At 72.5% G+C, this 15,662-nt stretch carries 13 protein-coding genes; 7 read left to right on the forward strand and 6 right to left on the reverse strand.

Features of this window, described 5'->3' with window-relative positions; translation table 11 throughout:
- Window positions 1–161: 161 nt before the first annotated feature.
- Both AB0B14_RS14965 and AB0B14_RS14970 read left to right on the forward strand, forming a co-directional pair.
- Complete coding sequence (locus tag AB0B14_RS14965) at window positions 162–2,273, forward strand: hypothetical protein (RefSeq protein WP_357073471.1); 2,112 nt, start codon at window positions 162–164, stop codon at window positions 2,271–2,273.
- A 358-nt stretch (window positions 2,274–2,631) separates the two neighbouring features.
- Complete coding sequence (locus tag AB0B14_RS14970; protein ID WP_357522745.1) at window positions 2,632–3,735, forward strand: discoidin domain-containing protein; 1,104 nt, start codon at window positions 2,632–2,634, stop codon at window positions 3,733–3,735.
- A gap of 1 nt (window position 3,736) precedes the next feature.
- On the opposite strand, the gene AB0B14_RS14975 is transcribed toward AB0B14_RS14970, so the two are convergent.
- Both AB0B14_RS14975 and AB0B14_RS14980 read right to left on the reverse strand, forming a co-directional pair.
- Complete coding sequence (locus AB0B14_RS14975) at window positions 3,737–4,258, reverse strand: DUF4188 domain-containing protein (protein ID WP_357073476.1); 522 nt, start codon at window positions 4,256–4,258, stop codon at window positions 3,737–3,739.
- Window positions 4,259–4,382: 124 nt separating this feature from the next.
- Entirely contained in the window at window positions 4,383–7,586 is a 3,204-nt protein-coding gene (locus AB0B14_RS14980) for a BTAD domain-containing putative transcriptional regulator (RefSeq protein WP_357522746.1), read from the reverse strand.
- Window positions 7,587–7,825: 239 nt separating this feature from the next.
- Between AB0B14_RS14980 and AB0B14_RS14985 the strand changes: the two genes are divergently transcribed.
- Window positions 7,826–8,548 carry an alpha/beta hydrolase gene (locus AB0B14_RS14985; RefSeq protein ID WP_357073482.1) on the forward strand — a complete coding sequence of 241 codons (723 nt, stop codon included), beginning with the start codon at window positions 7,826–7,828 and terminating at the stop codon, window positions 8,546–8,548.
- 70 nt (window positions 8,549–8,618) lie between these two features.
- On the opposite strand, the gene AB0B14_RS14990 is transcribed toward AB0B14_RS14985, so the two are convergent.
- Together AB0B14_RS14990 and AB0B14_RS14995 are read right to left on the reverse strand one after the other, a co-directional pair.
- Window positions 8,619–9,917: an MFS transporter gene (locus tag AB0B14_RS14990; RefSeq protein WP_357522747.1), complete on the reverse strand. Its 1,299-nt coding sequence runs from the start codon at window positions 9,915–9,917 to the stop codon at window positions 8,619–8,621.
- A gap of 19 nt (window positions 9,918–9,936) precedes the next feature.
- Window positions 9,937–10,734, reverse strand: coding sequence for an alpha/beta hydrolase (locus tag AB0B14_RS14995; RefSeq protein ID WP_357522748.1), 798 nt, complete (start codon window positions 10,732–10,734; stop codon window positions 9,937–9,939).
- A 142-nt stretch (window positions 10,735–10,876) separates the two neighbouring features.
- Between AB0B14_RS14995 and AB0B14_RS15000 the strand changes: the two genes are divergently transcribed.
- Complete coding sequence (locus tag AB0B14_RS15000; RefSeq protein ID WP_357522749.1) at window positions 10,877–11,113, forward strand: 2TM domain-containing protein; 237 nt, start codon at window positions 10,877–10,879, stop codon at window positions 11,111–11,113.
- A gap of 2 nt (window positions 11,114–11,115) precedes the next feature.
- Window positions 11,116–11,688: a methyltransferase domain-containing protein gene (locus AB0B14_RS15005; protein WP_357073494.1), complete on the forward strand. Its 573-nt coding sequence runs from the start codon at window positions 11,116–11,118 to the stop codon at window positions 11,686–11,688.
- A 178-nt stretch (window positions 11,689–11,866) separates the two neighbouring features.
- Here the strand turns inward: AB0B14_RS15005 and AB0B14_RS15010 are convergent, their stop codons facing one another.
- On the reverse strand, window positions 11,867–12,574 hold the full coding sequence (locus tag AB0B14_RS15010) for a Crp/Fnr family transcriptional regulator (RefSeq protein ID WP_357073497.1): 708 nt from the start codon (window positions 12,572–12,574) through the stop codon (window positions 11,867–11,869).
- Window positions 12,575–12,900: 326 nt separating this feature from the next.
- Between AB0B14_RS15010 and AB0B14_RS15015 the strand changes: the two genes are divergently transcribed.
- Entirely contained in the window at window positions 12,901–13,158 is a 258-nt protein-coding gene (locus tag AB0B14_RS15015) for a hypothetical protein (RefSeq protein WP_357522750.1), read from the forward strand.
- Here AB0B14_RS15015 and AB0B14_RS15020 read toward each other — a convergent pair.
- Window positions 13,078–14,136 carry a hypothetical protein gene (locus AB0B14_RS15020; RefSeq protein ID WP_357522751.1) on the reverse strand — a complete coding sequence of 353 codons (1,059 nt, stop codon included), beginning with the start codon at window positions 14,134–14,136 and terminating at the stop codon, window positions 13,078–13,080. The genes AB0B14_RS15015 and AB0B14_RS15020 overlap by 81 nt on opposite strands.
- Window positions 14,137–14,815: 679 nt before the next feature.
- Between AB0B14_RS15020 and AB0B14_RS15025 the strand changes: the two genes are divergently transcribed.
- Window positions 14,816–15,631: a hypothetical protein gene (locus tag AB0B14_RS15025; RefSeq protein ID WP_357522752.1), complete on the forward strand. Its 816-nt coding sequence runs from the start codon at window positions 14,816–14,818 to the stop codon at window positions 15,629–15,631.
- Window positions 15,632–15,662 lie beyond the last annotated feature (31 nt).

Below are 15,662 nucleotides of genomic sequence, written 5' to 3' on the forward strand. Positions count from 1 at the left end.
CTGCGGACGGCATCTCCACCGATTGACAATGTGGTTGTCCCGAGTCAACTATGTGGTGGATCTCGGGGTGGGGTGCGGGTGGAACGAGATGAGACAGGATTGGTGGGTCTCGCGTGGGAGCGGTCCCATCTGTTGCTCCGGAGTGGCCCCGGGTGCCGTCCATGATGTCCGCGGCCTCGGCGCCGCTGGGCAGCGGTCCACGGCGCGGCTCCGCGACCGCGTTGCGGTGGGTCGCGGACAATCTCGCGGTCGTCGGGCCCGACCCGGGCGGCACCATCGTCGCGATGGCGCGCCTGTTGCCGTCGGAGCCCGGAGTCGTCACGGTGGTCGGTCAGATCGTCGACCCGGACGACTGGGCCCTGATCACCGAGGTTCTGCCGATCGCGGTTCCGCCCGGGGCGGCTGCCCGCCTCGCGGTCAGCGGCACCGGCACGACCCCGACAACCGGTCCGCCCCCGGCCGCGGCCCTGGCCCGACAGCTCCAGGCCGACGTGTACGCGCCGAGCGGTCAGCTCCTGCTCGTACCCGGAGGTGGCCTGTTCGCCGTCGACGGTTGGCGCTGGTTCCGGGCCGACGGCAGCGTCTCCGACGGTGGCCACCGGTATCCGCCGCCACACTGGGAGGCCGAGGTCGACACCCTGGTCCGGCACGTCGGCGCGGGCCTCAGAGCCCACTGCGTACCGGCCGGCCTGTGGCTGCACGCGGACGCCCCGGACCTGCCGGCCCCGAGTCCGGACGACCTGGCGTACGCGGTGCCGATGGACGCCGACCAGGTGACGGTGGTGCTCGGGCGTCCCGGGGCGGCCGCGCCCGGCGTCGAGGCGACGCTGTCGATCCTCGACGCGCTGGATCCCTCGATGGTCATCGCCCCCTACGGCGAGGCCGCGGACGAGGCGGTGCGCGTGGCCGCCACGATCGCCGACCGCTGGGAGCGTCCGGTCGAGGTCGCGGCCGGCCTGCCGATCCTGGATGACGAGCACCGGCTGGTGTCGGTCGCGATCGATCCCGACGGCGACACCTGGTGGACACCCCCGGTGGCACGGTTGCGGTGCGCTCCGGGCGTCCCGGCGATGCCGATCGGACCTGTCGACTTCCTCGCCGACCTGCGACCGGCCGGCCCCGGCACGTTCCGGCTCGACGAGCGCTGGGTGGTCGAGCCCACCCAGTTCGGGATGTGGGTGCGACCCCCCTTCGCCGGCCAGCACACCGGCGACGTCCGCCGTCGCCCTTGGCATCCACAGTGGTTCACCATCGCCGTCGGCCTGCCGGGTCTGCCCCTGCCCGACGACGTGTTGCCGATCCTGCACCTGTTGTTGAACCGCCTGCCGGCAGGCGTGCGGGCCCGGACGCGTTTCGTCCCGGAGGAGCTGAGCCACCTGCTGGCGCCCGACCCCGTCGACCGGCCCGACGTGGTGCTCGCGGCACAGCGCTCGACACCACCGCGCTGGTGGCGCCGCGACAGCCGGCTCTTCGCGGTCCTGCTCACCGCCGACGCCCGCACCGGCACGGTGCACACCGATGCGGGCGAGGTCGAACCCGGGCAACTGGGCGAGATCATCGCCGCGTACCGGGAGTTCGATCCGCGTCCGGTCCTGCTGGTCTCCTCCGCGCCCGTCGCCCCGGAGATCGAGCAGCAGGTGGCTGACCAGATGCAGGTCGTGACGATCGGTCGGCGGACGGACGGCTGGTGGGCCAGCCTGCCCCGTCGGGTGGACCGTACGCCGCGCCCGGCGTTGCGTCTCGCCTCGTCCTTTCCCTTTCGGGAGGAGGACCTGACCGTGTTGCTGGCACCGGCCCGGTCCACGCCGCCGCGGGTCCAGGACGGCACGGACGACGACGAGCCACTGCTGGCGTTGGCCCGGATTCCCGAGGGTACGGACATCCGGCAACGAACCCACGAGGCCGGTCTCCGTACCGTGGTGGCGGCGCGCGGCCCGGACTGGCGGCGGCCGTTCCTGCTGGCGGGCCAGCCGGTCACCGCCTGGGACTTCGCCACGGTCGTCGCCGACCGGCGGCCGGGCTGGGTCGGCGGGCGGGACGTCGTCTGGGTGGAGGCTGGTCAGCTCACGGAGCCCCTGCTGCGACTGCTCGCCAACTACCTCGGCTGCCCGGTCGGCGCGCGGGCCGGGCTGGTGCAGGACGCGCCGCCGGCCGCACTGGCGTCCGGATGGTGCACGGTGCCACCGCGTGTCGACGGTGGCGAGGGTGATTCCGGCCAGGACGGGCGCGGAAGCTTCACGGAGCGGGAGAGTCACGAGCATGAAGAGTCCTGAGCGAGGGGCGACGCCGGAATCCGGGGCCGCCGGCGACGGCCCGGCCACGGCGCGCCAACCGTCGCCGGAGGCCGGTGACCGGGGCCCGGCCCCCGGGGACGTGCCAGCGGCCCAGGGCGAACGCCGACCCCCGGGGCAGCGAGCGGTGGCGCTGAGCGGATTGCCACCCTATGCGGCGCCGCCCGCCGATTCCTCGCCTGCGGCCGCGCTGCCGCCCGCGCCGCCGGTCCCGATCGCCGACCGGACCCGGGTGCCGGCGCGCCGGCCCGCCGCGGATCGATCGGATACCGCACCGACGGTGCTCCGGCCGCCCAGGCCGGTCAACCCGGCGTCGACCCTCCCGCAGGCTCCGGCGCCGATGGCGGTGGTTCCCGCCGCTGCGACCGGCCTGCCGCCGGCTCGGCAGGAGGCTGCCACCGGCCAGCCGGCGGCACAACCAGACGGCCCGACCGCCCTGCCGCCGGCCCCGCTCGCGGCCCCCGTCGACAGGTCGGCGGCTCCGCTGGCGGCCCCGGTCGACAGGTCGGCGGCTCCGCCAGCGGCCCCAGTCGACAGGTCGCCGGGCGACGTGGCACCCGTTGTTGGTGACACGCCGCGCGTGCAGCCGCCCCCGCCCGCCTCGACCGCCGAGCCCGCCGTGCCGGAGCCCGAGCCCGAGCCCGAGCCCGAGCAGAGTGACACGACCGGAAGCCGCCCCTTCGCTACTCTGCTGCGGCCCTGGTCCGTGTCGCTCCTCCTGGTCGGGCTGGTGGCGGTCGCCGCGGTCACGCTCGGCAGCCGCCTGCCCGACGATCGCGCCGATGATCCGACAACCCCGCCCGGGGACGGTGGGTTCGTGATCACCGCGGGTCCGGGTTACGGGCCGCCACTGCCGCCCGGGAGCGGCCCGCCCAACACGGCGCCGACCCGGTCGGCGTCGGCCCCGGCGGCGCCGTCCGGGTCTGCGTCACCCGTACCAGCACTGCCCGTACCGGCACCGCCCGCGACAAGCCGCACCGCCGCCAGCAGCGCCGCGAAACCTCCCGGCGACTCGGCGCCGAAGACCAACGGCCCCGTCTCCGGCCTGGCGAACCCCTCGGGCAGGAACCTCGCGTTGAACCGCCCGGCCTCCGCCTCCAGCTTCGAGAAGGACTGGTGGAGCCCCGCGTACGCGGTCGACGGCGACGCGTCGACCCGTTGGGGAAGCGTCTTCTCGGACCCACAGTGGATCTCCGTCGATCTCGGCGAGGTGTACGCGATCACCACGGTGACCCTCAACTGGGAGCACGCGTACGCCACCGCCTACCACGTCGACGTCTCAGCCGACGGCGCCTCCTGGAAGAGGATCTTCACCACGACGTCGGGAGCGCCCGGCCCCGTGCTCATCCCGGGGGACAAGGTGCCCGCGCGGTTCGTCCGTGTCACGGGCACCAAGCGTGTCAGCCAGTACGGCTACTCACTCTGGGAGTTCGGGGTCTCCTGACTCAGCCGCCGGCTTCGTGGGTGTAAAGCTCCTCCTCGGTGACGACAGGTGCGATGGTGTCCTCCGGTCGCCCGACCCGCGCGGCCGAACCGAACAGCGGCCCACGTGCCGGTTGCACGGGGGCGAAGGCGGCGAAGCCCTGCCGCTTCGGAATGTCGTCGTAGACCGCCTCCATCCCGCCGCGCAGCAGGTAGGTCTCGTGCCAGAAGCCGGTGCCGCCGCTGTCGCGCAGGAAGTTACGCCACCAGAGTCGGTGCGGCTCCGAGCGTGCCCAGGACAGGAGTGCGGGCAGGTCCCGCCAGTACTGGCGGATGCCGACGTGCATGGGAAAGAGCGACCACAGCAGCGACTCGTGCTGGAGCAGGCCCTCGGGCTTGTCGACCGCGGATCGGCCGATCTGCGGGCCGTAGCCCAGCAGCGTCCGCAGGCCGTAGAGCCGGTTGACGCGCATGCCCAGATAGACGACCACGAGGTCCGGATACGACGACAGGTCGACAGTCTGCCGATTGACGCTGGTGTGCACCGCGGGCTCCCCTCGGATGGGAATGTGACGGGGCCAACGCTAGGCAGAGGCACGGAACAGGCACGGAACAGGGACTGGACGCCACCGTCTGCCGAGCCGTCCGGCGGCGGCGTGTGGGGCGGCGTCAGCGCCCGGGCAGACCCTCGCCGCGTTCGGCGAGGAATCGTTCGGCGCGGCGCGCGAAGAGATGGGCTCCGGACGCGGTGCATCGGGCGTGTGCCTCGTCTGCCGCCCGGACCGCGGCGAGGTGCTCCCCGCGTGCCTGTAGCAGTCGCGCCCTGAGCAGCAGGAGCAGCCCTTCGGCGTAACGCTGGCCGTAGTCCCAGATGGCCTGGTCCGCCCGGTCGAGGGCGGCGTCGGCTTGCTCGGGCATGTCGGCCGCCAGCCACATCTCGGCGATCAGCGCGTGGTGGAAGGCGACACCCCACTGTGGTGGGTCGAGCAGGTGGGCGACCAGTAGCTCCTCGGCCTCGGCCGCGGCCCCGGCCGGGTCGTCGCCGGTGAGGGCGCGGGCCCAGCACCAACTTTGCCGGATGTAGTGGTCGATCTGGGAACCGAGGCGGCCGAGGCCGGCAGAGACCCACCGTTCACCAGCTCGTCGTGCCAGGGCCGCGTCTCCGGCCATGGACGCGATCATGGTGGTGTAGTAGACCCACACCGAGGCCGCGTACGGATCACCCGGCACGTCCCAGGTGTCGACGAACGCCAGCGCGGTGTCGACGTCGCCGCGCAGCGCGGTCATCACGGCCCGCCATCCGGGCCCTTCCCCCGGGATGCTGCCGTCCCGCCGAAGCGGCGTCTCCTCGTCCGGTGCGACGGCACCGCCGGGAGAGGTGCGCTCCTCGGTGGTGAACGCCCGGTAGGCCGCGTCGATGTGGCCGATGTCCCACTGGTGCAGGCCCCAGGCCTGCCGCCCGTAGCGGCGGATGATCGGATCGGAGGAGGCCTGACCGTGCTCGTGCATGCGGCGGGCCAACCTGTCGCGGCCCTTCTCGATGCAGGTGTACGCGCCCATCAGGCGGATGAAGAGGAAGTCCGCGGCCTCCGCCTCCCGGCCCAGGACACGGGCGAGGTACTCGCCACGCTCCAGCAGGTCGAACGTCGACGCGTCATACCCCGACTGCCGCCGCACGACGATGGCGAGCAGCGTGAGCGCGGACAACTCCAGCTCCATCAGGCCAGCGGCCCGGGTGACCTGGACGGCGAAGCGCAGTTGCCGGTTGGCGGACTCGAAGGCGAGCTTGGACGCCGCGCGGCGCCCGGCGCGCGTCAACGCCTGCGCGGTGCGGACCGGCTCGGCGAGGGGACCGGCGGCCCACAGGTGGAACGCGAGCCGTTCGGCGACGTCCTCGTCGTCGCCGTGGGTCCGTTCGAGCGCGTCCGCGACGCGCAGGTGCAACCGGATGATCTGTTGTTTCGTCGTGGTCTCGGAGACCGACTCCCGCACCAGGTCGTGGGCGAAGCGCAGCGACGACGGATCGTCCGGCCCCGGTTCGAGCAGCCCGAGGGCGTGCAGCGGCTCGAGGCGTTCGAGACAGTCCGCGATGTCCACGTCGGCGGCGCGGGAGAGCAGTCGCACGTCGATGTCGCGGCCGATGAGCGCGGCGACGTGCAGCAGGTCACGGGCGCGGTCGTCGAGCCCGGCCATCCGGTCCCGGACGACGTCGCGCACGGTGGACGGAACCCCGGCGGGTGCGGCGCCGTCGTCGAGCGCGCCGCCCTCGCTGAGCAGCCGGGACAGCTCCCGGACGAAGAACGGGTTACCGGCGGTACGGGCGTGGATGGTACGGGCGACGGCGTCGTCGAGGCGGTGGCCGGCCTCGTGGCGGACGAGTGCGGCGACGTCGGCCAGACCGAGCGGGCCGAGCCGGAACCTGCGGTGCCCGGGTAGCCGGCTGACCGCGGCGAGAACCTGGGAGAGGCCCGAGTCGAGCACCGGCGCCCGGTCACGAAGAGCGCCGATGATGGCGGTGCGGTGCGGCAGCCGGCTGGTCAGATGACCGAACAACTGCCGGGAGGCGCCGTCGGCCCACTGGAGGTCGTCGAGTATCAGCAGCGTCGGGCGTGCCGCCGAGGCCTCTCGGACGAGGGCGACGACCTGTTCGAAGAGTCGGAACTGGGCAAAGCTGTCGGGAACCGCCCGGCTGGCGCCGTCCCCGCGCCCGAGAAGGCCGCCCAACTCGCTGGCGAGCCACTGACTCCGGTCCGGTGCGGGTAGCTGGTCGACGAGAGTGCCCAGCGCCTGTTCCCAGGGCCACATCGACGGTGTGCCGTCGCCCTCCAGGCAGCGGCCCCAGACGACAAGGACGCCGAGCTGGTCCGCCATGGCCGCGGCCTCTTCCAACAGGCGGGTCTTGCCGACGCCCGGTTCTCCCTCGATGATGCCGATCGCCGTGCCGCCGGTGACCGCACCGTCGACGGTGCGCCGCAGCACGGCGAGCTCCTCGGTCCGGCCGACCAGGTCGGGTGCCGTGGTCGCCCCCGCCTCGCCGCCGGTGCCGACGGGGGGCCGCGGTGCCGGTAGCTGCGTCAGGACCCGCCGGTGTGCGTCGTCCAGTGCCTGGCCCGGGTCGATGCCGAGTTCGTCGGCGAGTCGTCCGCGGACGGTCTGGAAGATCGTCAGCGCCTCCGCCTGGCGTCCGGCGGCACCGAGGACTGCGATGAGCGCGGCCTGCACGGGCTCGTGGAACGGTGCCATCGATGCCGCGAGTCGCAGCGCGGGAAGCACCCGCTCCGGTTGGCCCAGCGCCACCGCGTGTTCGGCCGCTGCCGCGCACGCGTCGTGGAACTCGTCGTCGAGTGCGGCGAAGACCGCCGTCGCGCCTGTCCCGGCGACGATGCCGCCGCCGGCGGGACCACGCCAGAGGTCGAGCGCCGCGACGTAGTGATCGAGAGCGGCCTGGTGGTGGTGCTGCGCCAGCGCGGCCCTGCCCGCGTCGACGAGCTGACGAAAATCGGCCAGGTCCAAGGTGCCGGGAGCAGGGGCGAACAGATAGCCATTGCCGCGACGGTGCAGGAACGAACCGGTGCCACGAGCGGGAAGCTGGGGTTCGAGGAGGCGTCGTAGCGCGCCCACGTACTTCTGGATGACGTTGAGGGCGCTGGCGGGGGCGTCATCGCCCCAGACCAGGTCGATCAGCTCGTTCGTGCTGGTCAGCCTGCCGGCGCGGGCCAGCAGCAGAGCCAGGAGGTAGGCCTGTTGCCGGGGCCCGGCATTCAGCTCGAAGCCGTCGCGCCAGAACCGGAGCGGGCCGAGGATCTGCAGACGCACCGAGGACCCGCGAGTCGGCACCTCCGCGCCGCCGGGCGGGATGGAATGGACTGACACCGCCACGCTTCCCGACCCCGAATGGACATGACTCGACCGTCGCCTGCGCCCACCTGCACGACGTACGTGGACCACGCGGATTCTACCGTGCCCACACGTCGTCCCCGCCATTCGCCGGGGTCGACTTGACGGGCGCTGGACGGCCCGGCGGCCCCCATGATCGGCGCGTTCAGTCGCTGTCCACGCCCGGTGCCTACGGTCGAACGCGACAGCACGAGGGATCAACGAAGGGGAATGCCATGGTGGGTGGGGAAGACAAGCCGACGATCGTTCTCGTACACGGCGCGTTCGCGGACAGCAGCGGCTTCGACGCGGTCGTCCGGCGGCTGCTGGCCGACGGGTACCCGGTGCTCGCCGCCCCGAACCCGCTGCGCGGCGTCGCCTCCGACGCGGCCACCGTCCGGGCGTTGCTGGGCAGCGTCGAGGGGCCGGTCGTGTTGGTGGGCCACTCCTATGGCGGCGCCGTCATCTCCACCGCCGCGGCCGGCAGCGACCAGGTGCGGGCGCTCGTCTACCTGGCGGCGTTCGTCCCGGACACCGGTGAGGCGGTCGGGGAGTTGGTCGTCAGGTTCCCGGGGAGCACGGTGAACGAGTCGCTGAAGGCGGTGCCGCTGACGGACGGCCAGGTCGACCTGTACATCGACCCGGCGGTCTACCATTCCCGCTTCGCGGCCGACGTGCCCGCCGAGGACGCGGCGGTGTACGCGATCGCACAGCGCCCGGCCGCCGCGGCGGCATTCGGCGAGCCCGCGGCCGGACCGCAGGCGTGGGCCACGATCCCGGCCTTCACCCTGATCAGTGGCGCCGATCTGATCATCCCGCCGGAGACGCAGGAGTTCATGGCCAAGCGGGCGGGGGCCACGGTGCGAGTGGTCGACGGCGCCTCGCACCTGGTGTTCGTCTCGCACCCGGAGACCGCGGTGGCCCTGATCGAGCAGGCGGCGCACGAGACCGCACGCTGACCACAGCGGCCCCGCCGGGGCGACGGCCCGGGACAGTCTCTCCACGAACTGCCCCGGGCCGCGCCGTCGCTCACCCGGATCCGCCAGGTCCCGTCGAGCCGGACCCGATCGTCTGCCGAGGTCGTGGCCGAGCCGGGTCGATCGGGGGATCCGGCGCGCGTCGGACGACGGCCACGACGTACAGGAGCAGGCCGGCGGTGGTGAGGACGAAACCGGCCCACACGGTGGACAGGGTTCCCCAGCCGGCGTCGAGGGTGACCGCTCCGCCGATCGCGCCGAGAGAGTTGGCCAGGTTGAGGGCCGCCAGGTTGAGGGCACCCATCAGCGTCGGGGCGTCGGGTGCGAAGCCGGTCAGTCGCACCTGGATGGTGGGGATCGCGTACATCATTGTCGCGCCGACGCCGAACAGGCACGGCAGCAGAACCGCCAGGTTGCCGCCGGCCAACCCGATCAGCACGAGGAGCCCCAGCACGGCGCCGTAACCCCAGATCAGACCGCGGTTTTCGTGCCGGTCGGCGACCCGGCCACCGAGGTGGTTGCCGACCGCCATGCCGAGGCCGAAGACGGCGAGCGCGAGCGGGATGAGCGAGGCGTCCCGCCGTGCGGCGTCAGTGACGAACGGGCCGATGAACGTGTAGACGGCGAAAATGCTGGCGATGCCGAGCGCCGCGACGGCGACCATCAGCCAGACGTTGCCCCGACGCAGCGCTCTCAGCTCGTTCGCGACCGAACTGCCGCGTAGGTCGTCGGTTCGCGGTAGCCAGGCGACCAGGGCGACACCGGCGAGCGCACCGACGGCGACGACCGTCCAGTACATGACGCGCCAGCCCGCGCTCTGACCGATGAGGGTGCCCAGCGGGGACCCGGCGATGGTGGCGACGGTGAGGCCGCCCATCACGGTGGCGAATGCCTTGCCGCCCCGGCCCGGCCCGTACACGTAGGCGGCGACGACGGCTCCCGCACCGAAGAAGGCGCCCTGCACGCTGCCGGCGACGAATCGGAAGAGGACGAGCAGCGTGATGTTCGGTGCCAGCGCTGAGAGCCCGTTGCCGACCAGGAACAGCACGATCAGGCCGATCAGCAGGGTGCGCCGGTTGGCCCGGGCGGCGAGCAGGATGATCGCCGGGGAGCCGAGCACCACCCCGATGGCGTACGCGGTGATCGCGTACGTCGCGACGGGAATGGACACGTCCAGATCGGACGCGAAGAGCTGGATGATGCCGTTGCTGCCGAACTCGCCGGTGCCGATCGCGAAGGTGCCCAGTGCCAACGCGAGCAACGTCAGCTTCGGATATCTGATCGGTGGCTTCGTGGATGCGCGCCGACTCTCCTCGGCGGCGCACTGGCCTTCGTACGCGTGCTGGTGCATGGTGTCGGACCGCGTCGCGTCAGCGCGCGGCGCGCTTGATGAGGTCGGCCGTGACGGCGGGTTGCGAGATCATGGCGACGTGCGACGCGCCAACCTCCCGGACCTGCGCACCGGCCCGCCGCGCCATGAACCGCTGTGCCGCGGCCGGCAGCACCTGGTCGTTGCGCGCGACGAGATACCAGGACGGGATGGTCTTCCACGCGGGGGCGCCGGAGGGCTCCCCGAGGGCGCGTAGGTCGGCCGGCCGCTGCCCGGCCCACATCAGCTCGGTGGTCGTCTTCGGCACGTCACCCGCGAACACCTCCCGGAAGAACTCCCGCTTGATGTAGCCGTCGACGAGGCCCTCCGCGTACGGCCGGAAGTCGAGTGCCGCCTCGCTGAGCCTGCTCCCCGGGTATGTCGTCTGGAGACCCAGCAGCGTCTCGCCCTGATCGGGCGCGAACGCGGCCACGTAGACCAGGGCCTTCACGTTGGGGTTGCCGGCCGCGGCGTTCGTGGTGACGATTCCGCCGTAGGAGTGCGCGGCGAGGACGATCGGGCCACCCAGGGTGGCGAGGACGCTGGCCAGGTAGGCGGAGTCGGCGGCGACGCCGCGCAGCGGGTTCGCCGGTGCGAGGACCGGGTAGCCCTCGCGGATGAGTCGGGTGGCGACGTCGTTCCAGCCGGACGCGTCGGCGAAGGCACCGTGCACGAGGACCACAGTGGGCTTGGGCTGGTTACCGGGCCGGGGGTGGGCCTGCGCGGCGGGCGCCCCGAGCACGGCGCCGGTCGCGGCGGCAACGGAACCGGCAAGCAACGATCGACGAGTTGTCGTCATTGAAGTAGACCTTTCGATAATCGTTCTCGGTCGTGATTCCGGCTCAACCTAGATCGCATTACTTGACGAGCACTGAACGATGCCGCCGGCCGGTCATCGACCAATTCCGTCTTCGTCAAGTCCGTCGACCTAATCTGCGATCATGACGTCGATGAAGAGCGAAGCGGCCATGACGTTGGGCCTGCGGCTCCACGTTCTCAGTTACGTAATCGCCAATCCGGCCCAGATCGTGGTGTGGTGGTTCGCCACGCCCGACCATTTCTTCTGGCCGGTGTGGTCGATCCTTGGCTGGGGTGTCGGGCTGGCATTCCACGTCTGGGCGACAAGAAGATTCCTGGCCGGATCGCACCGCGCGGGGCAGCCCCACCCGGGGCGCTGACGGTGTCGTTCCTCCTGGAGTTCGTCCGCGATCCCCGTACGGTCGGCGCGATCGCGCCCAGCAGCACGGCGCTGGCCCGGGTGGCCACGGCGGCGGTCCCTCGAACCGGGTCCCCGGTCGTCGTGGAACTCGGGCCCGGCACGGGTGCCTTCACCGCCGCCATCCAGCAGCGCCTCGCAGGACGCGGCCGGCACATCGCGGTCGAGGTCAACCCACGGTTCGCGCGGCGACTTGCCGCTTTGCACCCGGCGGTCGACGTGGTGCGGGCGGACGCGACAGACCTCGCCGGGGTGCTCGCGGGGCGCGGGCTCAGTCAGGCCGATGTCGTGGTCAGCGGCCTTCCGTGGGCGGCCTTCGCGGAGCACCACCAGCGCGACGTGCTGGACTCGGTGGTCGCCACGCTGCCACCGCACGGCGTGTTCACCACGTTCGCGTACGTGCACACCCGGTGGACGGCGCCCGCGCGGCGTCTACTGCGATCCGCGCGGGCGATGTTCGACGAGGTCGTCATCAGCCGGACGGAGTGGGCGAACCTGCCGCCCGCGCTCGTGTACTACTGCCGTCGCCCGCAGTGACGGCTTGCTGAAGGGAGCCCTACCGCCCACCTGAGGCCGTGCTGGCGTCGACCGCGTCCGGACCGCGGCCGGTAGGGCGCGGCCGGCCTGCCCGCGGTCGCACCGCGCCGCGGGTGGGGTCGGGTCGTCGCGTCGACGCTGTCGACGGCCGCGACACGCCTCGGGCGACCGGTCGGCGTCACCGCGGCTCGCCGTGGGCGGCGAGCGCGCGCAGACCGGCCAGGTCGAGCACCGCGATCCGGCGGTACCCGGTGCGGATCAGCCGTTGCGCGCGGAGCGTGCGCAGCGCCCGCTGGGTGGTGTCCGTCGCCGCGCCGACCAGGGTGGCAAGCTCCGCCTGGTTGAGCTCGACACCGATGACCAGCTCGTCGTCGTTGGTCCAGCCGCAGCTCGCCGCGATCTCGGCGAGCACCCGGGCCAACCGTACGTGCACCGGAAAGGCGGCGAAGTCGGCTCGGCGATCGTTGGCCCAGCGCAGGCGCTGGCCGACCGTCGCGGCGACCTGCGCGGCCACCGCCGAGCGGCGGTCGAGGAAGCGGAGGAAATCGGCCTGCCGGATGACGGTGCAGACCACCTCCCCGCAGGTCGTCACGGTCGCGGAGCGACCCTGACCGCTGATCGCGGCGAACTCTCCCACGAGATCGCCAGGCAGGCGGATCGCCAGCAGCCGGTCCGCGCCGTCCGCGCTCGTCGTGATCTTGACAAAGCCGCGCCGGATCACCTCGACGTGGGTGTCCCGCGCTCCTTCGGTCAGCAGGCGTCGGCCGGGCGAGACCGTACGGGTCACGCCGAGCGCCAGCAGCTCCGTGCGGTCGGCGGGAGTGATCCGGTCCAGGAACGACCCCTCCGCCCAGACCGCGTCGACGTCCAGCGGTACGGCAGACATGACCGGGCCTCCTTGGGGGTGGAACCGGGCGAGAACCCGTCCTTCCCCGGAATACCGCTCGTCGGGCCGGGATGCAATACCCGCAGAGGACCGGATGCGTTACCTGACGAGGGGAGTTGCCGTGGAATCCCATCGCTGACAGTCGTACCGCTCCCTTCGAATGGTGAATCGCCGGCCCAGCGGGCACGCACCCCGCTGGGCCGGCGATCCGCCCGCCGGTCCGTCAGATGTGTGACAGATGACCCGCAGGGCGGTGCGGCACGGATCGGAGGGGATATGGCTACCTGTCACCCGTCGACCGACACCCACTGGGTGGTGGCCGGGCCATGAGCACGCCGCCGCCGGCCGGAGAGCCGCCCGGGGAACTCTCGTCCGAGCAACGGGCCCGCCTCCTGCGGCTCTTCGAACGAGAGTTCGGCGCGGCGTGGCGGGCCACCCTCGCGGCCGGAGCGAACCCGGCCACCCTCGCGGACACCACCGCTGACCAGGTGCGAGAGATGTGGTCACGCGCCGCCGTCGGCGACGATCCGCAGCACCTCGTCGACGATCCGGCGAACCGTCCGGTCGTCGGCGAGCAGGACTGACAGCCGCTCCTCCGGGGCCGGCACATCGTCCGGCGTACGGTCCATCCGCTCACTTCCGGTGCCGGCGCCGAAGACCACGCCGAGCACCTCCACCACCGCGTCGGCCGGGTCCGCGCCGTCGCGAAGACGATGACCGATCAGCTCGACGGCGGCGGCGGCGAGATCGGCGAGCCGCCCCTCGTCCCGCTCGTGTGCATCGATCACGACAAGTGGTCGGGGGCCGGCCAACCCGTCGTCGGAGACGGCGAGCACGGGGGCGCACTTGTGGCCGAGCGGCCGCTCCACGTAGTCCGCGTACCACCGGGGCCGCCGCCGCATCGCGGCGAGCACCCGCTCGATGTCCAGCGACAGCAGCGGGCTGTCGCTGCCGGCCAGGTCCCCGGTGGCGGCCTCCCGCCGCTGCGCCCAGCTGTCCAGCGGCCACAGCTGCGTCCCGGCGGTGGTGGGAACGCCGACCCAGGTGAGGATGTGCACGGCCAGCTCGGTCAGCCAGGGATCACCGTCGAGTTCCGCGGCGAGCCAGGCCGGTACCCGGGGGCGTTGCAACGCGCCCCGACTGCCGCGCCGACGGCGGTGACCGTCCACGGTGGCCGCGGTGAGCCGCGCCGACAGCCACCGCTCGACGTCGACGATCGGCACCTTGGCGTTGGTGAGCAGGTCGGACACGACTGCCTCGACGTCGTCGTGGTGTCGGTCGAGGCAGTCGTCGGCGAGTCGCTGCACCGAGGTGGCGCAGACCCAGTGCCCCCGCCGGCGTTCCATCGGACGGGTCACCCGGGCGAAGACGATCGGCCAGACGATCGCGTACGCGGCTCCGCTGAGCCGGGCGTGGACCTCGGGCGTCGCGGACGCGACCACCGCCGACAACTCGCCGCGACGGGCCAGGTCGCGCAGGTCGTCCACGGCGGCACGGGCGCAGTGCTCCCCAGCCGTGCGAACCGGAGAGCGTCGTACGGTCGGATCATCCGCGATCGTCATGACGCCCCCTCCAGAATGCGAAATGAGTCACGTCGCCGGCGACTTGCACATTGCGCCGGAAAAGAATCCGGCACTTACCAACCACAATGTGGCGAGTAGGCGGCGATGGCGAGCCCTCGCTCGTCGAAGAAGCGGTTCGTCGTGCATCGCTGGCGAATCCGGCGAGCCGTGCCGGCCCTCCCGTCGACCCCGGCACGGCCGTCAGGGCGACCGACCCCCGTTCGCAGCCCGGCCGATCGGCGGCTCGGCACCTGGGCCGAAGTGTGCTATGACCATCCACTGTCTTCACCCGCATGGCGCGGATCGATCCCTCGTTCGCTGAGACGGCGACGTGACGCGTCCATCCTCGTGGGCAGGGGGCATCGACACTGGCCAGAAAATGGCCCTTTTCCTGGCCAGATAATGGCCGTGGACGGGATACTCGGCGCACGACAGGACCACGGGCCCGCTGGAGTGCCGGTAACCTCCGCACGGTCCTGACGGACCATCCACAGAAGAGGAGAGGGCCCTGTCTCCCGGGAACGACACCGATCCCTCCGACGGGCTCCGGCAGGAGCTGCTGAGCCTTCGCCGGGGTCCCGGCCTGCAGAGCAGCCCGCTGCACCGTCGGCTGGGGCCGCGGCTGGCCGACCTCTGCGGCGTCTCGCCGGCCGAGTCGGAATCGGCGGTACGGGCGAAGGTGCGCGGCACTCTGCTCGCCCTCTCCGCCGACATGCCCGGTGACCTGCGCCGGGCCGTCGTGCTCGCGTACGCCCTCGATCCCACCCATGCCTATCTCCGGCTGGACCGCCGCACCGACCAACTCGCCCGTGAGCTGTCGGTCCAACAACGCACGGCCCGTCGCCGGATCGACGAGGCGGTGGCCCGGCTGGTCCGCGCCGCCGTACCGGAGACCCCGGCCAGCGCGACCGACACCGGCCCCGGCTGGCACCTGCGCGCGGTGAACGCGCTGCTCCGGCTCGACACGCCAACACCGGAGCTCTACGAGGCGCGCAGCGTCGTGGCCACCCGCCCGATCGACGAGCTGACCGTGCAGTTCAGCCTGCCGCGCCAACCCGACGACGACGGTCCGGAGCACGGCGTGCACGCCGACGTGCTGTTCGGCGCCCGGATCCGGGCGCTGACCCGGCACATCTCGGACCAGTGCTTCCGGCTCACCCTCGCCCTGCCGAGGACGCTGGAGCCGGGCGAGCGGCACGACCTCTGCCTGCACTACCGGTTGCCCGAGGGGCAACCGATGCGCGAGCACTACGTCTTCCAACCGCTGACGCCGTGCGCGCACTGCACCGTCCGACTGCGGTTCCCGGCCGACTCCGGGCCGGCGACGGCCTGGCGGCTCGACGGTGTCCCGCCCCGCGCGGTGGACGACCGGACGCCGGGCCCGGACCGGCTGCACCCGGACACCGTCGGCGAGGTGACGGCGGTCTTCGACGGGTTGCAGCAGGGCTACGCGTACGGGATCGCGTGGACCTTCGCCGATGACCCGCGCACCTGACTCGTACGGCCGTGGCTCGCGCGTCGCGGCG

Origin of the sequence: Micromonospora sp. NPDC049171 (genome assembly GCF_040648275.1) — a bacterium.
In the GTDB taxonomy this organism is placed as follows: Bacteria; Actinomycetota; Actinomycetes; order Mycobacteriales; family Micromonosporaceae; genus Micromonospora.